26 protein-coding genes and 1 pseudogene are annotated in these 24176 nt (G+C 63.6%); 14 read left to right on the top strand and 13 right to left on the bottom strand.

The window, feature by feature from the left end; all coding sequences use genetic code 11:
* Window positions 1-85: 85 nt before the first annotated feature.
* The 6 genes from IVA87_RS06485 to IVA87_RS06460 all read right to left on the bottom strand — a co-directional run bounded on the left by IVA87_RS06485 (window position 86) and on the right by IVA87_RS06460 (window position 6978).
* Window positions 86-1660 (bottom strand): alkaline phosphatase D family protein, encoded by a 1575-nt coding sequence (locus IVA87_RS06485; protein ID WP_247333034.1) that lies wholly within the window; start codon window positions 1658-1660, stop codon window positions 86-88.
* Between the two features lie 190 nt (window positions 1661-1850).
* Window positions 1851-2270 carry a hypothetical protein gene (locus IVA87_RS06480; protein ID WP_247333033.1) on the bottom strand — a complete coding sequence of 140 codons (420 nt, stop codon included), beginning with the start codon at window positions 2268-2270 and terminating at the stop codon, window positions 1851-1853.
* Between the two features lie 104 nt (window positions 2271-2374).
* Window positions 2375-3376 (bottom strand): nitronate monooxygenase family protein, encoded by a 1002-nt coding sequence (locus IVA87_RS06475; RefSeq protein WP_247303260.1) that lies wholly within the window; start codon window positions 3374-3376, stop codon window positions 2375-2377.
* 94 nt (window positions 3377-3470) lie between these two features.
* A complete protein-coding gene (locus IVA87_RS06470) occupies window positions 3471-5090 on the bottom strand; it encodes a DHA2 family efflux MFS transporter permease subunit (RefSeq protein ID WP_247303261.1) in 1620 nt (539 codons plus the stop codon).
* On the bottom strand, window positions 5087-6241 hold the full coding sequence (locus IVA87_RS06465; RefSeq protein WP_247303262.1) for an HlyD family secretion protein: 1155 nt from the start codon (window positions 6239-6241) through the stop codon (window positions 5087-5089). The genes IVA87_RS06470 and IVA87_RS06465 overlap by 4 nt, the downstream gene beginning before the upstream one ends.
* A 362-nt stretch (window positions 6242-6603) precedes the next feature.
* Window positions 6604-6978: a PRC-barrel domain-containing protein gene (locus IVA87_RS06460; RefSeq protein WP_247333031.1), complete on the bottom strand. Its 375-nt coding sequence runs from the start codon at window positions 6976-6978 to the stop codon at window positions 6604-6606.
* A 144-nt stretch (window positions 6979-7122) separates the two neighbouring features.
* Between IVA87_RS06460 and IVA87_RS06455 the strand changes: the two genes are divergently transcribed.
* The 8 genes and pseudogenes from IVA87_RS06455 to IVA87_RS06425 all read left to right on the top strand — a co-directional run bounded on the left by IVA87_RS06455 (window position 7123) and on the right by IVA87_RS06425 (window position 12319).
* Window positions 7123-8910, top strand: a complete 1788-nt coding sequence (locus tag IVA87_RS06455; protein ID WP_247303265.1) for a thiamine pyrophosphate-requiring protein — start codon at window positions 7123-7125, stop codon at window positions 8908-8910.
* Window positions 8911-8918: 8 nt separating this feature from the next.
* Entirely contained in the window at window positions 8919-9146 is a 228-nt protein-coding gene (locus IVA87_RS06450; protein WP_247333030.1) for a hypothetical protein, read from the top strand.
* An 86-nt stretch (window positions 9147-9232) separates the two neighbouring features.
* Window positions 9233-9784 carry a DUF4142 domain-containing protein gene (locus IVA87_RS06445; protein WP_247279153.1) on the top strand — a complete coding sequence of 184 codons (552 nt, stop codon included), beginning with the start codon at window positions 9233-9235 and terminating at the stop codon, window positions 9782-9784.
* Between the two features lie 162 nt (window positions 9785-9946).
* Window positions 9947-10339 (top strand): annotated as a pseudogene (locus IVA87_RS35285) (hypothetical protein); the annotation flags it as partial.
* Between the two features lie 77 nt (window positions 10340-10416).
* Window positions 10417-11004: a phosphatase PAP2 family protein gene (locus IVA87_RS06440; protein WP_247303267.1), complete on the top strand. Its 588-nt coding sequence runs from the start codon at window positions 10417-10419 to the stop codon at window positions 11002-11004.
* Window positions 11001-11348 carry a DUF3147 family protein gene (locus IVA87_RS06435; protein WP_247303268.1) on the top strand — a complete coding sequence of 116 codons (348 nt, stop codon included), beginning with the start codon at window positions 11001-11003 and terminating at the stop codon, window positions 11346-11348. The genes IVA87_RS06440 and IVA87_RS06435 overlap by 4 nt, the downstream gene beginning before the upstream one ends.
* Window positions 11348-11833, top strand: coding sequence for a DUF3147 family protein (locus IVA87_RS06430; RefSeq protein WP_247333029.1), 486 nt, complete (start codon window positions 11348-11350; stop codon window positions 11831-11833). Before IVA87_RS06435 ends, IVA87_RS06430 begins: the two co-directional genes overlap by 1 nt.
* Window positions 11834-12070: 237 nt before the next feature.
* On the top strand, window positions 12071-12319 hold the full coding sequence (locus IVA87_RS06425) for a hypothetical protein (RefSeq protein ID WP_247303273.1): 249 nt from the start codon (window positions 12071-12073) through the stop codon (window positions 12317-12319).
* A gap of 134 nt (window positions 12320-12453) precedes the next feature.
* Here IVA87_RS06425 and IVA87_RS06420 read toward each other — a convergent pair whose 3' ends face one another.
* The 3 genes from IVA87_RS06420 to IVA87_RS06415 form a co-directional block, all read right to left on the bottom strand.
* The gene (locus IVA87_RS06420) at window positions 12454-12657 is read right to left on the bottom strand and encodes a hypothetical protein (protein WP_247303275.1); all 204 of its coding nucleotides are present in this window, start codon (window positions 12655-12657) and stop codon (window positions 12454-12456) included.
* Window positions 12658-12736: 79 nt separating this feature from the next.
* Entirely contained in the window at window positions 12737-12868 is a 132-nt protein-coding gene (locus tag IVA87_RS35085; protein ID WP_256466455.1) for a hypothetical protein, read from the bottom strand.
* Window positions 12869-12987: 119 nt separating this feature from the next.
* Window positions 12988-13182: a hypothetical protein gene (locus tag IVA87_RS06415; protein WP_247303277.1), complete on the bottom strand. Its 195-nt coding sequence runs from the start codon at window positions 13180-13182 to the stop codon at window positions 12988-12990.
* 94 nt (window positions 13183-13276) lie between these two features.
* Between IVA87_RS06415 and IVA87_RS06410 the strand changes: the two genes are divergently transcribed.
* A complete protein-coding gene (locus tag IVA87_RS06410) occupies window positions 13277-13789 on the top strand; it encodes a DUF4142 domain-containing protein (RefSeq protein WP_247303279.1) in 513 nt (170 codons plus the stop codon).
* A 6-nt stretch (window positions 13790-13795) separates the two neighbouring features.
* Here IVA87_RS06410 and IVA87_RS06405 read toward each other — a convergent pair whose 3' ends face one another.
* Window positions 13796-14089, bottom strand: a complete 294-nt coding sequence (locus tag IVA87_RS06405) for a hypothetical protein (protein ID WP_247303281.1) — start codon at window positions 14087-14089, stop codon at window positions 13796-13798.
* A 282-nt stretch (window positions 14090-14371) separates the two neighbouring features.
* Here IVA87_RS06405 and IVA87_RS06400 point away from each other — a divergent pair, with 282 nt between their 5' ends.
* Together IVA87_RS06400 and IVA87_RS06395 are read left to right on the top strand one after the other, a co-directional pair.
* Entirely contained in the window at window positions 14372-20668 is a 6297-nt protein-coding gene (locus tag IVA87_RS06400; protein ID WP_247303283.1) for a HAMP domain-containing protein, read from the top strand.
* Window positions 20669-20681: 13 nt separating this feature from the next.
* Window positions 20682-22169 (top strand): HWE histidine kinase domain-containing protein, encoded by a 1488-nt coding sequence (locus IVA87_RS06395; RefSeq protein ID WP_247303284.1) that lies wholly within the window; start codon window positions 20682-20684, stop codon window positions 22167-22169.
* 90 nt (window positions 22170-22259) lie between these two features.
* Here the strand turns inward: IVA87_RS06395 and IVA87_RS06390 are convergent, their stop codons facing one another.
* A complete protein-coding gene (locus tag IVA87_RS06390) occupies window positions 22260-22481 on the bottom strand; it encodes a hypothetical protein (RefSeq protein WP_247279142.1) in 222 nt (73 codons plus the stop codon).
* A 140-nt stretch (window positions 22482-22621) separates the two neighbouring features.
* Between IVA87_RS06390 and IVA87_RS06385 the strand changes: the two genes are divergently transcribed.
* Together IVA87_RS06385 and IVA87_RS06380 are read left to right on the top strand one after the other, a co-directional pair.
* On the top strand, window positions 22622-22879 hold the full coding sequence (locus tag IVA87_RS06385; RefSeq protein ID WP_247303286.1) for a hypothetical protein: 258 nt from the start codon (window positions 22622-22624) through the stop codon (window positions 22877-22879).
* Window positions 22880-22973: 94 nt separating this feature from the next.
* A complete protein-coding gene (locus IVA87_RS06380; RefSeq protein WP_247303288.1) occupies window positions 22974-23216 on the top strand; it encodes a hypothetical protein in 243 nt (80 codons plus the stop codon).
* A gap of 217 nt (window positions 23217-23433) precedes the next feature.
* Here the strand turns inward: IVA87_RS06380 and IVA87_RS06375 are convergent, their stop codons facing one another.
* Window positions 23434-23601 (bottom strand): hypothetical protein, encoded by a 168-nt coding sequence (locus IVA87_RS06375; protein ID WP_247303290.1) that lies wholly within the window; start codon window positions 23599-23601, stop codon window positions 23434-23436.
* A gap of 17 nt (window positions 23602-23618) precedes the next feature.
* Window positions 23619-23840, bottom strand: a complete 222-nt coding sequence (locus tag IVA87_RS06370; RefSeq protein ID WP_247303292.1) for a hypothetical protein — start codon at window positions 23838-23840, stop codon at window positions 23619-23621.
* Window positions 23841-23955: 115 nt separating this feature from the next.
* On the opposite strand from IVA87_RS06370, the gene IVA87_RS06365 reads away from it, so the two are divergent.
* Complete coding sequence (locus IVA87_RS06365) at window positions 23956-24150, top strand: DUF3072 domain-containing protein (RefSeq protein WP_247303294.1); 195 nt, start codon at window positions 23956-23958, stop codon at window positions 24148-24150.
* Window positions 24151-24176 lie beyond the last annotated feature (26 nt).

Here is a 24176-nt window from a genome sequence, read left to right as displayed (position 1 = left end):
CTCTTCGGTGATGGAAAGGAAGTGGCAGGAGCAGCGACCATAGCGCGGGAGACGCCGGGCGGCCAATCAAGATCGAGTTAATGGCCTACGAATGCTGAGCCACGACGGCCGGTCGTGCCTGCTGCTGCGGCTGGATATCGACTGACCAGAGATCGCGGTTATCGACGTCCTTCAAGGTCACTCTCATCACACCGCTGCGGCCGTCGATGTCGACCCGGCCGAAGAACTGCAAGCCGAAGCACGGCGCCAGATTCTCGCCCTGCGCAGCGCTACAGCCGTGCTGGTACATTGCGACCGGACCAAACGTGTCATCGAGTTCGCCCGGGCTCCAGGTGCCGGCATGCAGCGGGCCGGAGACGAACTCCCAGAACGGATCGAAGTCCTGGAATTGCGCCTTGTTGGGATCGTAATAGTGCGCGGCGGTGTAGTGCATGTCGGCAGTGAGCCAGACGATGTTGCGGATTCCGGCGCGCTTGATGAACGCCAGCAGATCGGCGATCTCGTGCTCACGCCGGTCGGGCGGCCCATTGCCGAGCGCAACGGCGTCCAGGCTGATCAGGCCGATCGGCAAATCGGCCGCAATCACCTTCCAGGTCGCGCGTGAGGCAGCGAGCTCGCGCTTCAACCAGGCGAGCTGCTCGGTGCCGACGATCCAGCCGCGATGGTCGCATCCCTTGTTCCAGGTGCCATCGCGATAGCTACGCATGTCGATCATGAAAACGTCGAGCAGCGGGCCGTAAGCGATCTTGCGATAGACCCGACCCTGCCGCGCGCCAACGTCGCGGATCGGCACGAAATCGAAGAAGGCGCGGCGGGCGCGCGCGACCAAGAGCGGCGTGCCGTCGTCCTCGTAACCGGCGGCGTCGTAGCTGCCGGTCGGCGACCAGTCGTTGGTGACCTCGTGATCATCCCACTGCGCCAACATCGGCACCTCGGCATGGAAGGCGCGAAAGTGTTCGTCGAGGTGGTTGTATTTGTAATTGCCGCGGAACTGCGCCAGCGTGTGCGCGACCTCGGATTTTTCCTCAGTGACGATGTTGCGCCAAATTCCGCCGTTCGGCAGGTTTTGTTCGGCAGGAATCGTGCAGTCTGCATAGATGTGGTCGCCGGAATGGATGAAGAAATCCGGGCGGTTGTCGAGCATGGTGCGATAGCTGCGATATCCGCCGCGCGAGACGTCGATGCCCCAGCCCTGCCCCGCGGTGTCGCCGGACCACAGGAACGAGATCGACTGGCCCGCAGCCGGCGCGGTGCGGAAATGGCCGACGCGGCTTTCGCCGGCAATCCCGGTCGCGGCGTCGTCTAAGCGGACGCGGTAGAAGATGTCCTGCCCGGGAGGCAGATCGTTCAGCAGTAGTTTTGAGGTGAAATCGGCCTCGGGCAGCGCATCGCCGGAGGCCGACGCGACGATCGCCTTGAAGCTCTCGAGGGTCGAGCACTCCACCCGCATCCGCGCCGCTCGGTCGGCACGCGCCCAGATCACGGCGGAGGCTCCAGAGACATCGCCGGACTGGATGCCGCTCGTGATCTGCGGACGGTCGGCAGCGCGACTGAGATGCGGCTTTGCGAGCGTCCCAAGCGAGGCGACGGCGAGACTGGAGGTTGAATGGACCAAAAATTGCCGCCGGGTCCATGCCCGCGCGGCGCGGAGCGTTGCCATTCAGGAAACCTTCGTCGAATCGCAACGGAAGGTGCCTGCGCTCCTTGACTCTATCCTTACGGTTTCTTGACTTCGCGCCTACGATTTTACGACGCGCGGATGACGGTTTCGACTGGCAAGCGTAACCACGGTGCAGGTGCGCTTCCTCGCCCGCTTGCGGCGGCGAGGTGAAGAGGCAGCAGCGCTGCGACTAACGCTTCCAATTGCAGATGCCGCCGGAGCGGCATGGCCAAGTCTGGATACGCGTGTCCAGCGCCTGTGCGTCGAGCGGATTGCCGTGGCGATGCGAGAGTTTGGTGCGGGCCGTACCGCGCGGCTGAACGCTCCGGCCATGGCCGACCTTGGGCTCGGCCACTTGCACGCGTTCGGCGGCAACCTTCTTCGGCACGTGGATCGGCTCGGCGCGCGCCTGCGCCTCGTTGCCGCCGCGTGCCTCCAAAGCGACCGGCGCGAACTGCGTCTCAGGACCAAGCCGCTTCGGCGACAGCACGGCCTTGGACAGATCGAGACCCAGATATTCGTCAGGCTTGTAGTCGTCAGCACTCGCGAGGCCCGCCGCTGCGAGCACGAGCGCCATCGCAATTGCAAAGGGAACGCTTTTCAGGACCACGAGCACCTCCTGAAATTGATGAAGGGGTAATTTACCCCTATTTAGGAGGCGCCACGCGCAATTCCAGCGGCCAATTGCCGCCGTGGTTAAGAAGTTTGGCGGAGTCAGGCGACTTTTCGCGTCGTCTCCGTCCCATCCAGGAACCCGATCAGGCGGCTGCGGATGATGGTTTCCGCCTCACTCATGATGCGGTCGACGAGCTCCTTGCAGGAGGGAATGTCGTGGATGAGGCCTGCGACCATGCCGCAGCTCCAGGCGCCCGCGTCCATCTGACCGTCCAGCATGATCCTGGGATAGACACCCGCGACCTGGTCGTGAATGTCGTCGATGGTGAGCTTGGTGCCCTTCTCGCGCTCGATCTCGAGCAGGCGGTCGACATTGGCGTTCTTCAGGACGCGCTCGGTATTGCGCAGCGCCCGCATGATCAGGCGGGTGTCGAGTTCGGTGGCGGCGACCAGCGCGTTCTTGACGTTCTGATGCACCGGCGCTTCCTTGGTGGCGATGAAGCGAGTGCCCATGTTCATGCCGGCTGCGCCGAGTGACAACGCCGCGACCAGGCTGCGCCCGTCGGCCATGCCCCCGGAGGCGACGAAGGGAATCTTCAACTCTTCCGCCGCGCGCGGCAGCAGGATCATGTTGGGAACGTCGTCCTCGCCGGGATGGCCGCCGCATTCAAAGCCGTCGACGCTGACGGCGTCGCAGCCGATCCGCTCCGCCTTCAGGGAGTGGCGCACCGAGGTGCATTTGTGGATGACCTTGATGCCGGCCGCCTTCAGCGCCGGCATGTATGCTTCCGGGCTGCGGCCCGCTGTCTCCACCGCTTTGATGCCACCTTCGACGATGGCCGCGATGTATTCCGGATAAGGCGGCGCCGAGAAGGTCGGCAGGAAGGTGAGATTCACGCCGAACGGCTTGTCCGTCATGTCGCGGCAGCGCGCGATCTCCTTGGCCAGCAGCTCGGGCGTCTTCTGCGTAAGCCCGGTGATGATGCCGAGCCCGCCGGCATTGGAGACGGCGGCGGCCAGCTCGGCAAAGCCGACGAAATGCATGCCGCCCTGGATGATCGGGTGCTCGATGCCGAACAGTTCGGTGATCGCGGTCTTCACGTCAGTTTCCTCCCAGGGCTTTGCTTGATGTCAGGTTCAGTCTAGCCGCAGTCTCGTGCCGCGGTCACCCCTTCTCTCTGAACGGGAGAGCCCGTCAGTGCCCCCGCGCCGGCGCGCTCAAATCGATCCTGCGGAGCACGGCTGCGGTGGGGATCATCAGCAGGGCGATAATCGCAAGCGTCCAGAACACGTCGATATAGGCGAGGAGGTCGACCTGCTGCTGCAAGGTCTTGCCAACCCATGCGACCGCCTGCGACGCGGCATCGCTTGCATTGGAGCCCTGCGCTTGGAAGTAACGTGTCATGGCGTCGATGGTCTGCTGGTAGCCGAGATCGGACGGCGCTGCGTGCTCGATCAGGCGGCTCTGGTGGAATTGCTGGCGCTGCGCCAGAATGGTCTGCGCCAGCGCGACACCCATGGAGCCGCCGATATTGCGGGCGACATTGATCAGCGCCGAGGCCTGGTTGGTCCTGTCCGGCGGGATGCCGTCATAGGACGCGGTCGTCACCGGCAGGAACAGGAAGGGGAGACCGAGCGCAAGGAAGATGCGCGACAGCGCAGCGTAGCCGTAGGTGATGTCGCCGGTCAGCCCGGTGAGATGCCACATCGAGAACGCGACGATGGCGGCACCACACATGATGAGATATTTCGGCTGCACGATGCCGACGAGGCGGCCAACCACCGGCATCAGCACCAGCGTCGCGACGCCGCCGGGCGACAACGCGAGACCGGCCAGCATCGCGGTGTAGTTCAGCTCGGTCTGGAGCAGTTGCGGCAGGAGCTGCGTCGTCGAGATCAGCACCGCGCCGGTGCCGAGCATGACGAGGAAGCAGGCGGCGAACTGACGGCGGCCAAGCAGGCGAAGGTCGACGATGGGCTGCTCCCGCGTCAGCTCCCAGGGAATGAGCGAGAGCAGCGAGACGGCCGCGAGCACCGCGAAGACGACGATCATGTTCGATCCGAACCAGTCATTGCGCTGGCCTTCGTCGAGCACGAATTCGAGCGAGCCGAGCCCGATCGCAACGAGGGCGAAACCGACATAGTCGACGCGCAGACCCTTGCTGAGCAGCTTCTCCCTCTCCTCCTCTGCGCCCGACGGCTCTTTGACCAGCGTGCCGACCAGGAACAACGACAGCAATCCCATGGGAACGTTGATCAGGAACACCCAGTGCCAAGTATACGTATCGGTAATCCAGCCGCCGAGCGTCGGCCCGATCACTGGCGCGACCACGACGGCGACGCCGTAGATGGCAAAGGCCTGGCCACGCTTATGCGGTGGGAAGGAATCGGCGAGGATCGCCTGCTCGCTGGTCGCCATGCCGCCGCCACCAAGGCCTTGCAAGATCCGGAACAGTACCAGCGATTGCAAATTCCAGGCGAAGCCGCACAGGAGCGACGCGATCGAGAACGTCGCGACGCACATCATGTAGAAGCGCTTGCGGCCGATCACGGTCGACAGCCAGCCCGAGATCGACAGCACGACGGCGTTGGCGACGAGATAGCTGGTGATGACGTAGGTGCTCTCGTCGATGCCGACCGCGAGCCCGCCGGCAATGTGGCGCAAGGCGACGTTGGCGATGGTGGTGTCGAGCACCTCCATGAAGGTCGCGATCGAGACCACGAAGGCGATCAGATAGGGATTGTGCCCGCCCGCCGCCGACCGCTCCGGCGACCAACCCCCGGCGGACGCGCCGCCTTGCGTGACGTCCGTCATCGCACCCTGGTCCAGGGCACGACCGACATGCCCGGTCCGACCGGCAGATCGGGCGGCCAGTTGTCGACCACGATCTTCACCGGCACACGCTGCACCACCTTGACGTAGTTGCCGGTGGCATTCTCCGCCGGCAGCAGGCTGAACGCGGTGCCTGAGCCCGGCTGCACCGAATCGACGTGGCCGGTCAGCTTGCGGCCGGGATAGGCATCGATGCGCATCTCTACCGGCTGGCCTGGCCGCATGTCGTTGAGCTGTGTTTCTTTATAGTTGGCGACGATCCAGACCTCGTCGGGCACGAACATCATCAGGCTCTGGCCGGCGGTGACGAATGTGCCCTTGGCGGCGGAGAGCTTGACGACGCGACCGGACTGCGCCGCAACGACGCTGGTATATTGCAGGTTCAGCTTGGCCTGATCGAGCTGCGCCTGCGATTGCCCGAGCTGCGCCTTGGCGCCTTCGAGCTGCGCTTGTAGCGATTTGATGCTCAGTTGCGCGGCCGTCACCGCGGTCTTGGCGCGCTCGGTGTTGGCCTGCTGCGCCTGAAGGTCGGAACGGGTCTGTTGCTGGCGCTGCACGGTTCCGGCTCCCTTTTCGACCAGATCCTGGGCGCGCGCGAATTCTTCCTGCGAGAACTGGAGTTGGGCCTCAGCCTGTTCGAGCTGCGCCTGGGCCTGCTTGATCTGCTCCTGCTGGGAGTCGATTTGCGCCCCGACATTGGCGATGTTCGCTTTGGCCGCCGCGACCTGCGCATCGGCTTGATCGATGGCGATGCGATAGTCGCGCTCGTCGAGCTTGGCGAGAAGGTCGCCGGCATTGACGTGCTGGTTGTCCGTGACCGGGATGTCGGTCACGTAACCACCGACCTTCGAAGCCACCGAAAAACTGCGCGCGGCGACGAAAGCGTCGTCGGTGGATTCGTAATGGCGGACCTCAAGCCAATAGAGCAGACCGCCGACGAGCGCCGCGATCAGCACGATGGCGCCGACAGTTGCCAACAGCCAATGCTGGCGAAGCCTCGCGCGCAACGGCGGCGCCGGTTCGCCCGACTGCTCCTTGACGTCGCGGGATTGATCAGGATTCGTTCTCGGAGCTTCCTTCGTCCACTGCGGCTGCTCCGCGGACGGCCCACGCTCCCGGGTTTGAGCATCCACGCTGACCACCTTTTATCGGGACTACCGGTCGCAAGCCAATTGAGCCAAGCTTGCGCGCCGGCAGCCCAACCGCAGCGCCGAAGCATGGTTCCGACTTGCTGGAGCACCGCTGTCATTCGTGAATGCGGTGCTCAGAAAGCGCGGCACCGCCGCGCTGCGCTTCTCGATCGCTCTTACGGAAAGTGGACGTTAGTGCGTCTTGGTCTCGTGCCATTTCTCGAGGTCGGGCTTTACTTTGTCCGATCCCTGCTCTTTTTCCGGATTGCCCTTCCAAGGCTTGTCCGTCTGCCTGTGCGAACCCCAGTCGCTCTCAGTCCGGGGATCATCGGTAGGCCGTTCCTTACTCATCGTATCGTCCTTTGCTACGCGAAGGGAACGCCGTAATAGGCATTGATACCGCGTACGGCAGCATCATCACCCCAGTTCCACTCAGCCTTCTCACCATATTTCGGAGCGCCTTCCAGATCCTTCGCGGTAATCGCGGTAACATAGCCGCCGAGCTCGGTGTCGTATTTCAGGGACTGCCAGGGCAACGGGTAATGATCATTGCCGAGGCCGAGAAATCCGCCGAAGCCAAGCACTGCGTAAGAGACCTTGCCGCTGATCTTGTCGATCATGACGCGTTCGATTGAACCGATCCGGTTTCGATCGGCCCCATAGACCGATGTTCCTTCGACCTTGTCACTTCCGATCAGCCGGCCCATCTCGTTTTGGTCCAGTTCACCCTGATCCAGCATCGTCATTCTCCACTCAGCCATTTGTGAATCAACGGCGCGAGGTCAGCGATCGTTCCGACGCGGTTCCGCAAGAGCCAAGGAACATCGCCGGAAACAACAGGTTCTCTGAGTCTAACCAGGTCCGAACCGAGAGAGCCGCCCGTAATGTCTCAGACCGTCTCAGACTTCATCGTTCAGCGCCTGCATCAATGGGGCGTGCGTCACATCTTCGGTTACCCCGGAGACGGCATTAACGGCGTGTTCGGCGCCATGAACCGGGCTGAAGGCCAGATCGGCTTCGTGCAGGCGCGGCACGAGGAGATGGCGGCATTCATGGCGACCGCCTACGCGAAATTCGCGGGCCAGCTCGGCGTCTGTATCGCGACCTCGGGGCCCGGCGCTTCGCACCTCGTCACCGGTCTCTACGATGCACTGCTGGATCACCAGCCGGTGCTCGCCATCGTCGGCCAGCAGGCGCGCAATGCGCTGGGTGGGAGCTACCAGCAGGAACTTGACCTGGTGTCGATGTTCAAGGACGTCGCCGGCGCCTATGTCGCACAAGCCTCTTCGCCCGCGCAGGTCCGGCACTTGATCGATCGCGCCGTGCGGATCGCCCTGGCGAGACGAGTCCCGACAGCGATCATCCTGCCCAACGACATCCAGGAAGAGCCTTACGAGGACCCGCCCCGTGCGCACGGCACGTTGCATTCTGGCATCGGCTACAGCGCGCCCAGCATCACGCCGCGTGACGCCGATCTCGACCGCGCGGCGGACATCCTCAATGCCGGCAATAAGGTTGCGATGCTCGTCGGGGCCGGCGCGCTTGGCGCCACCGACGAAGTCATCGCGGTCGCCGACCGGCTGTCGGCCGGCTGCGCCAAGGCGCTGCTCGGCAAGGCCGCACTCCCGGACGACCTGCCATGGGTCACCGGCTCGATCGGCCTGCTCGGCACCGAGCCCAGCTACAACATGATGATGGAATGCGATACGCTGCTGATGATAGGCTCCGCCTTTCCTTACGCCGAATTCCTGCCCAAGGAAGGTGCGGCGCGCGGCGTGCAGATCGATATCGATGCCAGCATGATGTCGATCCGTTTTCCGATGGAGGTCGGCCTCGTCGGCGACGCCGCCGAAACATTGCGCGCGCTGCTGCCGCGGCTCGCGCCAAAGAGCGACGGCGCCTGGCGCAAGGCCATCGAGCAGGACGTCGCGACCTGGTGGAAAACGCTGGACGACCGCGCGCATCAGCCCGCCGCGCCCGTCAATCCCCAGCTCGTCGCCTGGGAATTGTCTCCGCGCCTGCCCGACCGCGCCATCATCACCAGCGATTCCGGCTCCTGTGCCAACTGGTTTGCGCGCGATCTGAAGATGCGCCGCGGCATGACGGCCTCGCTTTCTGGCGGCCTCGCCTCGATGGGCGCTGCGGTGCCTTACGCGCTCGCCGCCAAATATGCCAATCCGGACCGGCCGGTGATCGCATTGGTCGGCGACGGCGCCATGCAAATGAACAACATGGCCGAGTTGATCACGGCCGCGAAATACTGGCGCTCTTGGCGAGATCCGCACTTCATCGTCTGCGTCTTCAACAACGAAGACCTCAACCAAGTCACTTGGGAGCAGCGCATCATCAACGGCGATCCCAAGTTCGAAGCCTCGCAGCGCATTCCTGACGTCTCCTATTCACGCTTCGCTGAGCTGATCGGCCTGCGCGGCATCTTCGTCGACAGTCCCCAGCTGCTCGGCTCGGCCTGGGAGCAGGCGCTGGCGAGCGATATGCCTGTCGTTCTGGAAGTGAAAACCGATCCCGAGGTGCCGCCGCTGCCGCCGCACATCACCTTGCAGCAGGCGAAGAATTTTTCGCTCGCCCTGATGAAGGGCGATCCGAACGAAAGCGGGATGATCAAGGGAGCTGCGCGGCAGGTGTTGGAATCGATTCTGCCCGGCAAGCAATGAGGTGAACCATGAGTGACTTCCGCGATGTTCAGCACGGCGTCAATGACCCGGTCGACGGCGTCGACGTGAAGTGGCATTTCAACGACAACCGGACACCGCATGAGCGGGCGCAGCGGCATGCCGACGTGCGCGCCGACGCCACCGCCGCGCCGGCCGAGCCGTTTCTGCCCGAGCGGCTTCGGCGCAAGCCGACCGAGCCCATCAATCCGCGCACTGGGCGTAATCCCACGGACTAGTCGTTAGGAACCTCGGCCCTCGCGGCGTGTTGATCGGCGCAACACGGCGCGGCAGGTGGCCGCGCGACCAATTGGAGAGACGGACCATGAAACGAACCATCGTCGCCATTGCTTGCGTGCTTCTCGCAGGTCCCGCATTGGCCCAATCGCTGGGCGAGAAGACCGGCGTCAATTCGGCACTCGGCGTCGCGCCGGCAACCGCCGACTTCGTCAAGGAGGTCGCCATCAGCGACATGTTCGAGATCGAGTCGGGCAAGCTCGCCGAGCAGAAGGGCAATGCGCAGGAGAAATCGTTCGCCCAGCAGATGGTGACCGATCACACCAAGACCAGCAGCGAACTGAAGGGACTGGTCGGCAACGGCAAGGTCCAGGCGACGCTGCCGACGGCGCTCGACAGTTCGCACCAAAGCAAGCTCGACAAGCTCAAGAGCGCGACCGGCAAGGACTTCAGTTCCGACTACAATTCCTACCAGGTCAGCGCCCATGAGGACGCCGTCTCCCTGTTCGAGCGGTATGCGAAGGGCGGCGATAATGCCGCGTTGAAGGATTGGGCCGGCAAGACGCTGCCGGCGCTCAAGCACCATCTCGACATGGCCAAGGAGCTCGGTAAGGCGCCGAGCGTCGGTCAGTCCAAGTAGGCAGCGGCCGAGGACGGCGGCTCCGCCGGCGTCCTCCTCGTCTGAGCCTCGACGCCATTCTCCGCACGTTGGATCGCAGAATCGCGGAGCGCAGCAAGACAACACCTCGATATCCTGCCGGCACAATGCCACGCCGCGAGCGCAACGCTCGCGGCGGCTTCGCTGGCATCCCCAACGGCGCAAGGAGATGCCCCACAGCCGAGCACGACTCGATCCATCCCGTCAGCCGGTATCCGAAGCCGCCGTTCAAGAAGCACTCGCAGCCCTGGCCGGGCCCTGCCGGCGAGATGGAGCCGCGGCCGGATCATGGCGAGACCAGCTCCTAAGGCTCCGGCCGGCTCAGCCCGCCACAGGTCGCGCCCGGAGCGATCTGAATGCCGCTCCAGGTTGCCGGCGGCGCCACCATGGAGAAGCTGGAAAAGTTCGGCGGCATGACATCGCCCGGTCGTCCCGGTAGCCTGTCGAGCTAGCCTCGATCTACGTGCAGCTTGCCGCGGCAGACGCAGCTATGCGACAGGCCATGTCTACGGCGCCGCGAAGGGCTCTGGACAACCCTGGCAACGACGCCCGCTGGAACCTTCATTGTCATACAGAATTTACAAAACAGTCATGAAGGATAGCTCGCCAGACCGATGGCCCTCGTAGAAGTAAAACCCACTCGGATCGATCAGGCGCTCGCACACGAGATTGCGGACCACACCAATTCGGGGATCGAGCAAACCGCGCAGACTTTGACGTGGGCTGCGGACGAGCACGTGATGCTTGCGCTCGCCGCGGCTGGATGGCTCTACGCGCAGCTTCGACGGCCCGAGGCGCGACCTGCTGCAAATCACGTATTGGCAGTTTCCGTGGCCACTGCAGTGCTCCCGCACCTGCTAAAGTCCGTGTTCGATCAGACAAGACCCGATCGCCTGACGCTGCGCGGCCATTTGCACGGTATCCCTATCTCCGGAAAACCACGTGATGCGTTTCCGTCCGGCCATGCTCTGCACATGGGCGCGCTCGCCTCGGCGGCTGGGCTGCTGGCCCCTGCTCCCCGCCGGCTGGTGCGCTCCCTTGCCGTGGCGCTGTCGTTGACGCGCGTCGCGGTGCTTGCACATTGGGCCAGCGACGTGGTGGCGGGGTTCACCCTCGGGATCGTCGTCGAGCGACTGTTCAGGCCATTTACGTTCGGAAAATCGCAGCGGCAGCGGCATCAAGCCTCGCGAGTAGGATCATGACGGAATATCTCCTGCGCTTCGTCGCGGGCGGCATCATCGTCTCCGCCTTCGCGATCTTCGGAGACATGCTCAAGCCGAAGAGCTTTGCCGGGCTTCTCGGCGCGGCGCCGTCGGTCGCACTCGCCACGCTTGGCATCGCGGTCGTTCAGCACGGCGCTCAATATGCCGCGGCCGAGAGCTGGACCATGATCTACGGCGCTGTTGCCCTCGGCTGCTACAGCCTCGTCGTCTGTCACCTGCTGATGAGATTTCGTCTCGCGGCGCTGCCGGCTACCATCCTCGCATTTGTGGTTTGGCTCGTGGTCGCCTTCGGTCTGCTCGCAGGTTTCGGAGGCGCCGCCTGATGCTGGTCAAGCTGTCATCCTCCACGCTGAAGCAGACGCATTGGTACGAATACGTGGTGCGCTTCGTGCTGGGCGGCCTCGCGACGGTAGCGGCAGGCCTCATCGGCAGCCATTTTGGCCTCGCGATCGGCGGACTATTTCTCGCGCTTCCCGCCATCTTCTGTGCCAGCGCGACGCTGATCGAACGTCATGAGCGCCGCGCCAAGGAAAAAGCCGGATTCAGCGGGCGAAGACGCGGGCAGCAGGCCGCAGCGTTGGACGCTGCGGGCGCGGGCCTCGGAAGTATCGGCCTCGCCGCGTTCGCAGCGGCTTTCTACGCCGTGGTGTCGGCAAGCATCACCGGGGCATTCGCCGCCGCCATCCTGGCCTGGGCCATGGTGGCGGTGTCGGCATGGTGGTTGAGGCGGAAGCTGCGCACCACCTCAAGCCGCCCGCAGCCCGAGCGCGGGGCACGATCAGCGAGAGGCTGGAGTTTCCTGCCGTAGCAGCAGGCAACCGAGCACTCACGTCCTTAATGACCTCTGGGGCTCGGACGACCGGCTTCTGTGCTTTCTACAGAAAGCTTCGTCAGGCGCTGATCCAGCGCGCAGCTGACTTCCATCAAATTATTGTTTTACTGATTTATATTGCCGAATGAATGATTTTTTCTGACTCTTGTGGAACTCCCACTTCGTTCGTCCATTGAGTAATCTACTCAACTTGCTCAATTTGCATGATCGACCATGAACGACCTTCGCGCCGAACGCCTTCAGGTCATGCTCTCCCCGGAAGAGTTGGCCGCTGTTGACGATTTCCGGTTCAAACATCGCATGCCGACGCGAGCGGCAGCCGTCCGCGAACTCCTCAAGTTCGGGCTGGCCGCAGCGGATGTCGATGCGGCAGCCGGCGTGAAGTCGAGCAATTTCGGCGTATTCGGCCGCGGACCCGGCGGACATGTTCAGGGCGAGCCGGACGGCGAGACTAACCCATAGGACGGTCCAAAAACAAACGACCCCGGCACGGGGGTGCCAGGGCCGTCCTTGGAGATTGCTTCCGGCGCACCGGGGGCATGACAACCGGAAGCAATCCGTCGACTCTTCCCGTGGAGATTCGTTCCTCCCGAGAACTAGCCTGTTGCATCTCCTGAATCGTCAGGAATCGCGCCGGCGCCCGGTGTTTTGCCATCGTCGTTCAGCTTGGGATCGCGTGTCGCTTCCCGCGACGGTGAGCCTTTGGGATCGCTCTTGTGCACGGATTGCGCACGCTGCTTGTCACGCGGCTGCTCCTCCGCCCGCTTGTCCTTGACGATTCCGTGGTCGGAATGGGCCATGATCTGCTCTCGCCTCTCTTGATGTTTCGCAGCGGTTACGCGCGGGCACGTCGATTGTTCCGGGCGGGAGCCCCCGACGCTAACTGCGTGCCGCGTGGATCGCAGCCGATGCGTTTTCCAGATGCACCTGCCGCACCGTCGTGACCGTCGCGAAGGCGACCGAAACGCCAAAAGCGAGAATCAGTGAAAGAAGAACCAGACGTGGAGCCATTGCGAAAACCTCCTTCTGGAATCGAAAAGCAACGCGATCGGCTGCTCACGGATGATCCTGGATTGGTCTCCTGCATTCCGTGCGCGGTCTCACACGCGGCTTCACCGGGACGAGAGCGTCTACCTATCCAGCTTTTGAGGGATATGGACCGCCACGGGCGGGATTTCTCCATCGAGCCAATCCTGCTCCCTCGCAAGCGCAATCCAGGCGTCCGCCATGCGCGAATAGCGCTTGTGAGCGGGTTGCCCTTCCGCGCGCTCGGCGAGCTGAAGACAATTGTCGGCGTTGTCCCTGAAAATGTCAGACTGTTTCATACCGAAGACGTGGGGGCGGAACTCTCGGGTCGCAATGCCCTTACCGGATCGTAACGTCCGGGGAACTTCGCATGTCATCCGTCATTGATAATCGATGCGAGTTCTCGCCGCGATAGTCCTGGTGTTCATCAGCACCGCAGCGCCTGCCGATAGCACTGGCGAGCGACAGCTTGGTGACCGCACGCCGAGCGCAACCGACGTCATCAGCGGCCTCTACGCCTTCAGCCGATTCCAGCAGGGTCTGCTTGAGAGCACCGACCTGAAGGGCAACACGGAGGTCAAGAACCTTGCCGCGCTACGCGCCGAAGAAGCGGCCAAGCGCGACAAGGCGCTGAAACAGATCCAGGAGACTATTGGTGCGGAGCCGCGCGTCAGCAAAGCCGCCTCGGCAAGCGCGAGTCTCGTCGAACCCGAAACTTCGGACGGACCAACTTACGTCAGAAGCTTTTATGCCTCGCAGATTCCCGAATATGAAGCGGCCATCAACCTGCTCGAATGCTATCTGAAGGCGCCCGACAACATTGCGCTTGCAGCGTTGGCGCGCGAGCAGCTCCCGACGCTGCGTGCGCAGGTCAAGGCGGCCGAGCGCACCATGGCGGACAAGTAGCCGTCTTTATTTGTCGTTCAGATGATGTTGCTGACTCTCCGGCCGCACGTTGCGGTTGCTCTCCGGCATCCTGTCCCGGCCCGCATCGCCGTTGTCATCCCTGCCGCCCGACGTGGAGGTGCCGCTCCCGCTCGGGTTGGATCGGGTCGCCGTCCCCGTGGTCGACGTATCCGCCTGAGGCGTGGCCGAGCTTGCGGCGGGATCGCCGGTCACGGCCCCTCGGCCGCTGGGCGCCCCGCCCTGGGCGAAGGCCGATCCGGCAAGCAACATGACGACGACCGCGGCCAATCCAGCTTTCATCTGCGCTCTCCCTGTCTTTGCGGGCTAACCGCAGGGCTGCCGCTCCGTTCCGAAAGGCGTGGTGCGCGGGGGCGCTCATCCAGGGTGTCCGCCGAGGGCCGAATTCTCGACTTTCCGTGGAACCGATCCGATTGTTCGCAGTTAATGCTGTTGGGCTGAGCAAAGCAGGTTCCATTTTCGGTGCGCCGCAACCTTGGCGCTTGATTTCGAATTTGGCTGACGCTCTATTTTGACCAAACGCCTCTTGCCATAGATTCGGCCGGCGCCTGCGGGGGAATCAGTATGAGCGACCTCGATCCCGGAACTGCATCACGCTCCGGTCGTCGCGTCCCAAAGCCAAAGACCAACGGTACGTCGGATCCGGATTCCCGGGCGGAATTGCTGCTCGCTTTGCAGGCGATGCGCAGTGGCGATTTCTCCGTGCGGATGAGCGGCGATTATCTCGGCATCGACGGCAAGATCGCCGACACTTTTAACGAAATCATCGCCGCCAATCAGCGCATGGCGCAGCAGCTCGAGCTGGTCGGCCAGGTGGTCGGCCGCGAGGGCAAGACCCGCCAGCGCGTGAAATTCGGCCTCGCATCTGGCTCTTGGGCCGACATGGAAGGGTCCGTCAACACGCTGATCGACGACCTGTTGTGGCCCACCCGTGAGGTGACGCGTGCAGTCGCGGCGGTGGCGCAAGGTGACCTGCTCCAGACCGTCAAGCTCGACGTCGACGGCCGCCCCCTGCGCGGCGAGTTCTTGCAGTCGGCGACCATCGTCAACACCATGATCAAGCAGCTCGGCGTGTTCACCTCCGAGGTGACGCGCGTGGCGCGCGAGGTCGGCACCGAAGGCAAGCTCGGCGGCCAGGCCCAGGTGCCTGAGGTGACCGGCGTCTGGAAGGACCTCACCGAGAGCGTCAACTCGATGGCGAACAACCTGACTAACCAGGTTCGCAACATCGCCGAGGTGACGATCGCGGTCGCCAATGGCGACCTGTCGAAGAAGATCACCGTCGACGTCCGCGGCGAGATCCTCCAGCTCAAGGAAGCCATCAACACGATGGTGGATCAGCTCCGCTCCTTCGCCTCCGAAGTGACGCGCGTGGCGCGCGAGGTCGGCACCGACGGCAAGCTCGGCGGCCAGGCGATCGTGCCCGGCGTCGCCGGCACCTGGAAGGACCTCACCGATAGCGTCAACGCGATGTGCGGTAATCTGACCGCACAGGTGCGCAACATCGCCAATGTGACGACTGCCGTGGCGCGCGGCGACCTGTCGCGCAAGATTACCGTGGATGTGCGCGGCGAGATCCTGGAGCTAAAGGACACCATCAACACCATGGTGGACCAGCTCAATTCGTTTGCCTCCGAAGTGACGCGCGTCGCACGCGAGGTCGGCACCGAAGGCAAGCTCGGCGGCCAGGCCCAGGTGCCAGGCGTCGCCGGCACCTGGAAGGACCTCACCGACAACGTCAACTTCATGGCGTCGAACCTGACCGCGCAGGTCCGCAACATCGCCGATGTCGCCACCGCGATCGCCAGCGGCGACCTGTCGAAGAAGATCACCGTCAACGTCTCGGGCGAGATCCTTCAGCTGAAGGAGACGCTCAACACCATGGTGGATCAGCTCAACGCCTTCGCCGGCGAAGTGACGCGCGTCGCCCGCGAGGTCGGCACCGAGGGGCGGCTCGGCGGTCAGGCCAACGTGCTCGGCGTCGCCGGCACCTGGAAGGACCTGACCGAGAGCGTCAACTCGATGGCCTCGAACCTGACCGCGCAGGTCCGCAACATCGCGGAGGTGACGACGGCGGTCGCCGGCGGCGACCTGTCGAAGAAGATCACCGTGGACGTGCGCGGCGAGATCCTGGAGCTGAAGGACACCATCAACACCATGGTGGACCAGCTCAACGCCTTCGCCGGTGAGGTGACGCGCGTGGCGCGCGAGGTTGGAACCGAAGGCAAGCTCGGCGGCCAGGCCGTCGTGCGCGGCGTCGGCGGCACCTGGAAAGACCTCACCGATAGCGTCAATTCGATGGCCTCGAACCTGACCGGACAGGTCCGCAACATCGCCGAAGTCGCGACCGCGGTGGCGAAGGGGGATTTGTCGAAGAAGATCACCGTGAACGTATCGGGCGAAATCCTTCAGCTGAAGGAAACGCTCAACACCATGGTCGACCAGCTCAACGCCTTCGCCGGCGAAGTGACGCGCGTCGCCCGCGAGGTCGGCACCGACGGCAAGCTCGGCGGCCAGGCCGGCGTGCCCGGCGTCGCCGGCACCTGGAAGGATCTGACCGATTCCGTGAACTCGATGGCGGGCAATTTGACCGCCCAGGTGCGCAACATCGCCGAAGTCGCGACCGCGATCGCCGGCGGCGACCTCTCGCGCAAGATCACCGTCGACGTGCGTGGCGAGATCCTACAGCTCAAGGACACCCTGAACACGATGGTCGACCAGCTCAACCGCTTCGCGGGCGAGGTGACGCGCGTGGCGCGCGAGGTCGGCACCGAAGGCCGCCTAGGTGGTCAGGCCAACGTGCCCGGCGTCGCCGGCACCTGGAAGGACCTCACCGACAGCGTGAACTCGATGGCGGGCAACCTCACGGCCCAGGTCCGCAACATCGCCGAAGTCACCACCGCCGTGGCGCGAGGCGACCTGTCGCGCAAGATCACGGTGGACGTGAAGGGCGAGATCCTCGAGCTGAAGAATACCATCAATACCATGGTGGACCAGCTCAATGGCTTTGCGGGCGAAGTCACGCGCGTGGCTCGCGAGGTCGGCACCGAAGGCAAGCTCGGCGGTCAGGCCGAGGTGCCCGGCGTCGCCGGCACCTGGAAGGACCTGACCGACAACGTCAACTTCATGGCCTCCAACCTGACGGCCCAGGTCCGCAACATCGCCGAGGTCGCGACCGCGATCGCCGGCGGCGACCTCTCGAAGAAGATCACGGTGGATGTGCGCGGCGAAATCCTTCTCTTGAAGGACACGCTGAATACCATGGTCGAGCAGCTCCGCTCCTTCGCCGCCGAAGTCACGCGCGTGGCGCGCGAGGTCGGCACCGAGGGCCGGCTCGGCGGTCAGGCCGTCGTGCCCGGCGTCGGGGGCACCTGGAAGGACCTCACCGACAACGTCAACCTGCTCGCCGCGAACCTCACCACGCAAGTCCGCAACATCGCCGAAGTCACCACGGCGGTCGCGCGCGGCGACCTCTCGCGCAAGATCACGGTCGACGTGAAGGGCGAAATCCTCGAGCTGAAGAACACCATCAACACCATGGTGGACCAGCTCAACGCCTTCGCCGGCGAAGTCACGCGCGTGGCGCGCGAGGTCGGCACCGAAGGCAAGCTCGGCGGCCAGGCGCAGGTGCCCGGCGTCGCCGGCACCTGGAAGGATCTCACCGACACCGTAAACTTCATGGCGGCAAACCTGACCGAGCAGGTCCGCGGCATCGTCAAGGTCGTCACGGCCGTCGCGAACGGCGATCTGAAGCAGAACCTCACCGTGAAATCGAAGGGCGAGGTCGCGGCGCTCGCCGACACCATCAACAACATGACCGAGACGCTCGCAACCTTCGCCGATCAGGTGACGTCGGTGGCGCGCGAGGTCGGCGTCGAGGGGCGCCTCGGCGGCCAGGCCAACGTGCCCGGCGCCGCCGGCACTTGGAAGGACCTGACCGGCAACGTCAACCTGCTCGCGGCCAACCTGACCTCACAGGTGCGCGCGATCGCGGAAGTCGCGACTGCCGTGACCAAAGGCGACCTGACGCGCTCGATCCAGGTCGACGCCCGCGGCGAAGTCGCTGAGCTGAAAGACAACATCAACACGATGATCACGAATCTCCGTCTGACGACGGACGTGAACACCGAGCAGGACTGGCTGAAGACCAACCTCGCGAAATTCACCAACATGCTCCAGGGCCAGCGTGACCTCACCACCGTCGGCCGGCTGCTGCTCACCGAATTGTCGCCACTGGTGAACGCCCATACCGGCGTGATCTACCAGGTCGAGAACGAGAACGATCCGCAGCTCCTGCTGCTCGCTTCTTACGCCAGCGACGGCGTCTATCCCTATCAGCGCGTGCTTCAGTTCGGCGAAGGCCTGATCGGCCAGTGCGCCCTCGACAAGCGGCCGCGCGTGATCGCCGACATTCCGCCCGACGTGGTGCCGATCAACTCGGCGCTGCTTCGTGTCGCGCCGAAGAACCTGGTGGTGCTGCCGGTGCTGTTCGAGAGCCAGGTCAAGGCCGTGATCGAACTTGCTTCGCTGACATCGTTCACGACATCGCAGATGACGTTCCTGGAGCAGCTCACCGACTCCATCGGCATCGTGCTCAACTCGATCGAGGCGACGATGCAGACCGAAGGCCTGCTCAAGCAGTCGCAGCAGCTCGCCGGCGAGCTGCAGACGCAGCAGCGCGAATTGCAGCAGACCAACGACCAGCTCGAACAGAAGGCGCAGCAGCTCGCCGAGCGCAACGTCGAGGTCGAGCGCAAGAACCAGGAGATCGAGCAGGCCCGCCGCGCGCTGGAGGAAAAGGCGACCGAGCTCGCACTGACTTCGAAGTACAAGTCCGAATTCCTCGCCAATATGAGCCACGAGCTGCGCACGCCGCTGAACTCGATCCTGATCCTCGGACAGCAGCTCACCGACAATCCGGACGGCAACCTCTCGGCCAAGCAGGTCGAATTCGCCCGCACCATCCACGGCGCCGGCACCGACCTGCTCAATCTCATCAGCGACATTCTCGATCTGTCCAAGATCGAGTCCGGCACGGTGACGGTCGACGCTGAGGAAATCCTGACCGCGAATCTGCTCGAGACCGTGGGCCGGCCGTTCCGGCACGAGGCGGAAAACCGCAATCTGTCGTTCAAGATCGACATCGATCCGAACCTGCCCCGCAGCATCGTCACCGATTCCAAGCGCCTGCAACAGGTGCTGAAGAACCTGCTGTCCAATGCCTTCAAGTTCACCGCCGAAGGCGAGGTGCGCCTGAAGGTCGCCAGCGCGGTCGGCGGCTGGGGGACGGATCATCCGGTACTGAACTCGGCACCAGCCGTGATCGCCTTCGAGGTGTCCGATACCGGGATCGGCATTCCCCTGGAGAAGCAGAAGCTGATCTTCGAAGCGTTCCAACAAGCTGACGCCGGCACCAGCCGCAAATATGGCGGTACGGGCCTCGGGCTTGCGATCAGCCGCGAGCTTGCAAGCCTGCTCGGCGGCGAAATCCACCTGCGCAGCTCGCCGGGCAAGGGCTCGTCCTTCACGATTTATCTGCCGCTGAAATATTCCGGCCCGACGCTCGCACCGCGTGCTGCGCCCGCGCCACAGCAACACGCCCAGCCGCCAGCGCTACAGCCGGCCGCACCTGACCAGCAGCGCGTCATCGAGCAGCTTCCCGACGACCGACTCAACATCGAGCCGGGCGACACCATCCTCCTGATTGTGGAGGACGATCCGCACTATGCGCGCGTGCTGGTCGATCTCGCCCGCGACAAGGGCTTCAAGGTCCTGGTTGCGGCCCGCGGCGCCGAAGCGCTGGAGCTCGCCAAACAGTACCAGCCGACGGCGGTCTCCCTGGACGTGTTCCTGCCCGACATGCTGGGCTGGACGGTGCTGAGCCAGCTCAAGCACAATCCGCTCACCCGCCACATTCCCGTCCAGATCATCACGCTCGACGAGGACCGCCAGCACGCGCTGGCGCGGGGGGCCTTCTCCTTCGTCAACAAGCCGACGACGACGGAAGGCGTCTCCGCCGCGCTGACGCAGATCAAGGAATATGCGCGGCCGCGGCGCAAACGACTCCTGATAGTCGAGGACAACGAGGCCGAACAACTCTCGATCCGCGAGCTGCTGCACCACGACGACATCGAGATCGTGGTTACCGACACCGGCGCCGGCGCTCTCTCGACGCTGCGCGAGCAGCCTTGCGATTGCGTGGTGCTCGACCTGCGGCTGCCCGACATGAGCGGCTTCGAGGTGCTCGACGAGATCCGCAATGACGAGGCGCTGTCGAACATCCCGGTCGTGGTGTTCACCGGCCGCGAGCTCTCGGCGGAGGAGGATGCAGAACTCCACACCATGGCGCGCAGCATCGTGGTCAAGGGCGTGGAATCGCCGGAGCGCCTGCTCGACGAGACCGCACTGTTCCTGCACCGTGTCATCACGGAACTGCCGGTCGAGAAGCAGCGCATGCTGGAGAAGCTGAACAGTTCCGACGAGGACCTGATCGGCAAGACGGCCCTGCTCGTCGACGACGACGCCCGTAACATCTTCGCGCTGTCGAGCGTGTTGGAACGGCGCGGCATGAAGGTGTTGACGGCCACGACCGGCAGCGAGGCGGTCGCGCTGGTCGAATCCAATCCGGAAATCGCCATCGTGCTGATGGACATCATGATGCCGCAGATGGATGGCTATCAGACCATGGGTGTGATCCGCGAGAACCCGGCCTTCGCGCGATTGCCGATCATCGCGCTGACCGCCAAGGCGATGAAGGGTGATCGGGAGAAATGCCTGGAGGCCGGCGCGTCCGACTATCTCGCCAAACCCGTCAACACCGATCAATTGCTGCTTGCGATCCGCATGTGGCTGCACCGCTGAGTTGGATCCGCGAATGGACCACGAAAAGGTCAACATCCTGCTCGTCGACGACCAGCCGGCCAAGCTGCTCGCCTATGAGGTGATCCTGAAAGATCTCGGCGAGAATCTCGTGATCGCCTCGTCCGGCCGCGAGGCGCTGGAGGTTCTGCTCAAGACCGAGATCGCGGTCATCCTGGTCGACGTCTGCATGCCCGAACTCGACGGCTTCGAGCTCGCCGCGATGATCCGCGAGCATCCGCGCTTCCAGAAGACCGCAATGATCTTCATCTCTGCCATTCAGGTGAGCGACATCGACCGGTTGCGGGGCTACGAGATGGGCGCCGTCGACTACGTTCCGGTGCCTGTCGTGCCGGAGGTGCTGCGCGCCAAGATCAAGGTGTTCGCCGAACTCTATCGTAAGACCCGCGAGCTCGAACGACTGAATCAGGAGCTCGAGGACCGCGTCCGCGCACGCACCGCCGAGCTGGAGAATTCCACCGCCAAGCTTCGCGAGAGCGAGCAGCGGCGCAGCATGGCAATCGCCGCCGGCAAGATGGGGTCTTGGGATTGGGACTGGATCACCGGCGACTGGATGTGGGACGAGGGACAATATCGCATCTTTGGGGTTAGCCCGGAGAGCTTCGAGGTCAACCCGGCCAACGTTCAGGCGCTGTTGCATCCCGATGACGTCGATCAGTTGCGCAAGGCGATCGCCGAGTTCAACAGCGGCACGCGCTCCTATGAAACGGAGTTCCGCATTGTGCGGCCCGATGGTGAGGTACGCTGGTGCGTCGGCACAGCGGCCGCAACGGTCGACCATAGCAGCCGCGTGGTGCGGGTGAGCGGCGTTACGGTGGACATTACCGAACGCAAGCGCGCCGAAGAGCAGCAGAACCTTCTCGCGCGGGAAGTCGATCATCGCGCCAAGAACGCGCTGGCATTGGCGCAATCGATCGTGCGCCTCACCCGTGCCGACGAGGTCAAGGCCTATGTCAATGCCGTCGAGGGACGCATCAATGCGCTCGCGCGCGTGCACACCATCCTGTCGCTGTCGAGCTGGCAGGGAGCCGAGCTCTCCAAGCTGATCGACGAGGAGCTGGCACCCTACTCGCCGAGTGGCCAGATCAGGTTGGCGGGCCCCGAGGTTCAATTGCTGCCGACGACTGCCCAGACACTCGCGCTCGCTCTGCACGAGCTTTTCACCAACTCGGCAAAATATGGCGCGCTTTCGACGCGATCCGGGCGGCTCATGATCGGGTGGCAGGTCGATGACGAGCTCCTCACGCTGACCTGGGAGGAAACTGGCGGCCCGCTCGTCAGGACGCCGAAATCCCGAGGCTTCGGAACGCGGAGCCTGCTCGCGAGCGTCGAGTCCCAGCTCGGCGGACAGGCGAAATTCGATTGGCGCGCTGAGGGACTGTTGTGCCGCCTCGAGGTACCCTTGACACGCAAGCCGGCGGCGACGGCACCGAGCAAATTTGATGCCGCCGCGGCGGCCGAGTTGCAGCGCGCATCCGGTTAGAGCGTTTTCCAGCGAAGTGGTGACCGGTTCGCGTCAAGAAAACGCGTCAAGCCAAGAATCGAGAGCTTCCCTCAATCGGAACGGAGAGCTTTAGCCGGACGCCGTGTTCGTCATGCGCTGCTCCGTCCTTGGGTCGCGCGCGATGCGTCCTTCGAGCCAAGCTTCCGTTCGAGCGAGATCACGCAACGCCTTCGCGTAGCGCCGGGCCGCGCTTCGCTCCGCGCCGCGCGGGAGCTTGCGCGCCTTGCGCAAGATGTCTGCGGCCGCGTTGCGATAGGCCAGCGAGCGGTACAGAAAGACTACCTTGCCCATATCCAATGTCCCGTGTTGATGGCGCTCATGTTCGCAAGCCGGGCATGAACGTCGGATGAAGCTGGCGATGAAAATTCCTTCATCCAGATGGAACCAATGACTATTGCGCGCGTTTGCGGGCCAAATCGGGACATAGTTCCATGCGCGCGAAGAAGTCGTCGGGCCTGGTCTCTCCCACCGGCCTCATCAAGCTGATGACACATGCGATGATGGGTGCAGCCCTCGGCCTCGCCTTCAGCCTCACACTCATTCTGTCCAATCCAGCCGTCGCCAATCTGCTGAGTCATGGCGGAAGCCAAGCCGCTCTTGGGTTCGCTCTCACACTGGGGACGACCTTCGCGATCGGCGCGACGCTCACGGGCATCGTGTTCATCCTGGAAGAGAACAAGCAATCTTGAAGCGCGCGTGACCCTAGGGGAAGCTTTGTCGGGAACTCCTGCGAGGAACGGCAGTTGGCCGCCTGCGTCAATTTAACTCAGGGAGTTCCTCCATATGAAAACAGTCAAGCTCGCCTTCGCCGCAATGTTGGCAACCGGCCTCGCTGCCGCGCCGTTCGCCGCGCAGGCGAAGTCGCACAAGGCCAAACATGGATCCTCAATGTCATCGTCGCAGACCACGGGCGCGAACACCAAGTCCTCCAAGGGTGCCGATCCCTCCGGTCAAGGCGGCTCTGGCCCCGGCTCCGACCAGGGCGGCACGATGACGAACAAGGGTGGCATGAGCAACACCAAGTGAGCTCTGCGCGGTAACGTGAGAGTCCCGCGTTCAGCGCGGGGCCTTCACCAAAGCACGATGACGATTCATCCAGTCCCTCGCGCCATAAAGCGCAATGAGATTGGATGAACCGTCATTGCGCTTCAGATTGTTGTTTGAGCATCATCTTCTCGGAAAACCGCTACTACTTTAGCGCCACAGGTCGGCGCGCTGACCAGCGTATCGCCGCCGGCCCGCTTCACCTCTTCCAGGCATAGCGATCGCCGCATAAAGCCTCGCGCAACATCGCGGTCACGCGCCGGCGCGTCATCACGTCGGACGAAGGAACGTTGCCGCAGATTTCGTCCGGCACGGCCCGCACAGCGCGGCCCGTTAGGTGTCCGAGGGCATCGACAATCGGCAGCATGTCGCTTGCGCGCACGCTTAGTGACCGGCCAACACGCGCGCCGCCTTGTCGACATTCTTCACGGAGCGAAGACGCATCTGGCCGCGGACGTCAGGCAGGACGTCACCGCCCCCAGCCGCCTTCCATTCATCGATCAGCAGGTTGATTTTCCGGCGCAGATCGATCTGCGCCAGAGTTCGTTCGGTGCAGTCGCAATCGCCGTTGACGAGATCGCGCACAGACGCCTCGACCTCGGCCATTTCCAACCTCAAGGCGCTGATTTTACGCCGAATTTCGTTAATTCTGTTGTCCATGGCTTGTTAGAACAAAATAAGAACATATAGTCAAATCATGTTTTCAAACCGGAGGAGCTACATGCAGGTTCAGGCCAAATACGACGCCAGGGTTTTTCTTAGTGAGCAGATGACACGGGCGCAGGGACTGAGATTGAAGCGGCTGAGCGAAGAAGCGTATCAGCCGACACAATATGCGCGGGATCTCTCCTTCGCCGAGGCTGCGCGGCGCATCCAGGTGCTGGAGGCGGAGATCGAACTGGCGAATTCGTTCTAAGGCTGGCTTCACCGCCGGGAACATTG

The organism is Bradyrhizobium sp. 147 (assembly GCF_023073935.1).
GTDB lineage: Bacteria > Pseudomonadota > Alphaproteobacteria > Rhizobiales > Xanthobacteraceae > Bradyrhizobium.
This window is presented reverse-complemented; position numbering and strand designations above follow the sequence as displayed.

Excerpts from the sequence above, each read along its gene's own strand:
- IVA87_RS06485 (WP_247333034.1), bottom strand. The coding sequence starts at position 1,660 with ATGGCAACGCTCCGCGCCGCGCGGGCATGGACCCGGCGGCAATTTTTG.
- IVA87_RS06470 (WP_247303261.1), bottom strand. The coding sequence starts at position 5,090 with ATGACGGACGTCACGCAAGGCGGCGCGTCCGCCGGGGGTTGGTCGCCG.
- IVA87_RS06460 (WP_247333031.1), bottom strand. The coding sequence starts at position 6,978 with ATGCTGGATCAGGGTGAACTGGACCAAAACGAGATGGGCCGGCTGATC.
- IVA87_RS06455 (WP_247303265.1), top strand. The coding sequence starts at position 7,123 with ATGTCTCAGACCGTCTCAGACTTCATCGTTCAGCGCCTGCATCAATGG.
- IVA87_RS06450 (WP_247333030.1), top strand. The coding sequence starts at position 8,919 with ATGAGTGACTTCCGCGATGTTCAGCACGGCGTCAATGACCCGGTCGAC.
- IVA87_RS06445 (WP_247279153.1), top strand. The coding sequence starts at position 9,233 with ATGAAACGAACCATCGTCGCCATTGCTTGCGTGCTTCTCGCAGGTCCC.
- IVA87_RS06440 (WP_247303267.1), top strand. The coding sequence starts at position 10,417 with ATGGCCCTCGTAGAAGTAAAACCCACTCGGATCGATCAGGCGCTCGCA.
- IVA87_RS06435 (WP_247303268.1), top strand. The coding sequence starts at position 11,001 with ATGACGGAATATCTCCTGCGCTTCGTCGCGGGCGGCATCATCGTCTCC.
- IVA87_RS06430 (WP_247333029.1), top strand. The coding sequence starts at position 11,348 with ATGCTGGTCAAGCTGTCATCCTCCACGCTGAAGCAGACGCATTGGTAC.
- IVA87_RS06425 (WP_247303273.1), top strand. The coding sequence starts at position 12,071 with ATGAACGACCTTCGCGCCGAACGCCTTCAGGTCATGCTCTCCCCGGAA.
- IVA87_RS06420 (WP_247303275.1), bottom strand. The coding sequence starts at position 12,657 with ATGGCCCATTCCGACCACGGAATCGTCAAGGACAAGCGGGCGGAGGAG.
- IVA87_RS35085 (WP_256466455.1), bottom strand. The coding sequence starts at position 12,868 with ATGGCTCCACGTCTGGTTCTTCTTTCACTGATTCTCGCTTTTGGCGTT.
- IVA87_RS06415 (WP_247303277.1), bottom strand. The coding sequence starts at position 13,182 with ATGAAACAGTCTGACATTTTCAGGGACAACGCCGACAATTGTCTTCAG.
- IVA87_RS06410 (WP_247303279.1), top strand. The coding sequence starts at position 13,277 with ATGCGAGTTCTCGCCGCGATAGTCCTGGTGTTCATCAGCACCGCAGCG.
- IVA87_RS06405 (WP_247303281.1), bottom strand. The coding sequence starts at position 14,089 with ATGAAAGCTGGATTGGCCGCGGTCGTCGTCATGTTGCTTGCCGGATCG.
- IVA87_RS06400 (WP_247303283.1), top strand. The coding sequence starts at position 14,372 with ATGAGCGACCTCGATCCCGGAACTGCATCACGCTCCGGTCGTCGCGTC.
- IVA87_RS06395 (WP_247303284.1), top strand. The coding sequence starts at position 20,682 with ATGGACCACGAAAAGGTCAACATCCTGCTCGTCGACGACCAGCCGGCC.
- IVA87_RS06390 (WP_247279142.1), bottom strand. The coding sequence starts at position 22,481 with ATGGGCAAGGTAGTCTTTCTGTACCGCTCGCTGGCCTATCGCAACGCG.
- IVA87_RS06385 (WP_247303286.1), top strand. The coding sequence starts at position 22,622 with ATGCGCGCGAAGAAGTCGTCGGGCCTGGTCTCTCCCACCGGCCTCATC.
- IVA87_RS06380 (WP_247303288.1), top strand. The coding sequence starts at position 22,974 with ATGAAAACAGTCAAGCTCGCCTTCGCCGCAATGTTGGCAACCGGCCTC.
- IVA87_RS06375 (WP_247303290.1), bottom strand. The coding sequence starts at position 23,601 with ATGCTGCCGATTGTCGATGCCCTCGGACACCTAACGGGCCGCGCTGTG.
- IVA87_RS06370 (WP_247303292.1), bottom strand. The coding sequence starts at position 23,840 with ATGGCCGAGGTCGAGGCGTCTGTGCGCGATCTCGTCAACGGCGATTGC.
- IVA87_RS06365 (WP_247303294.1), top strand. The coding sequence starts at position 23,956 with ATGCAGGTTCAGGCCAAATACGACGCCAGGGTTTTTCTTAGTGAGCAG.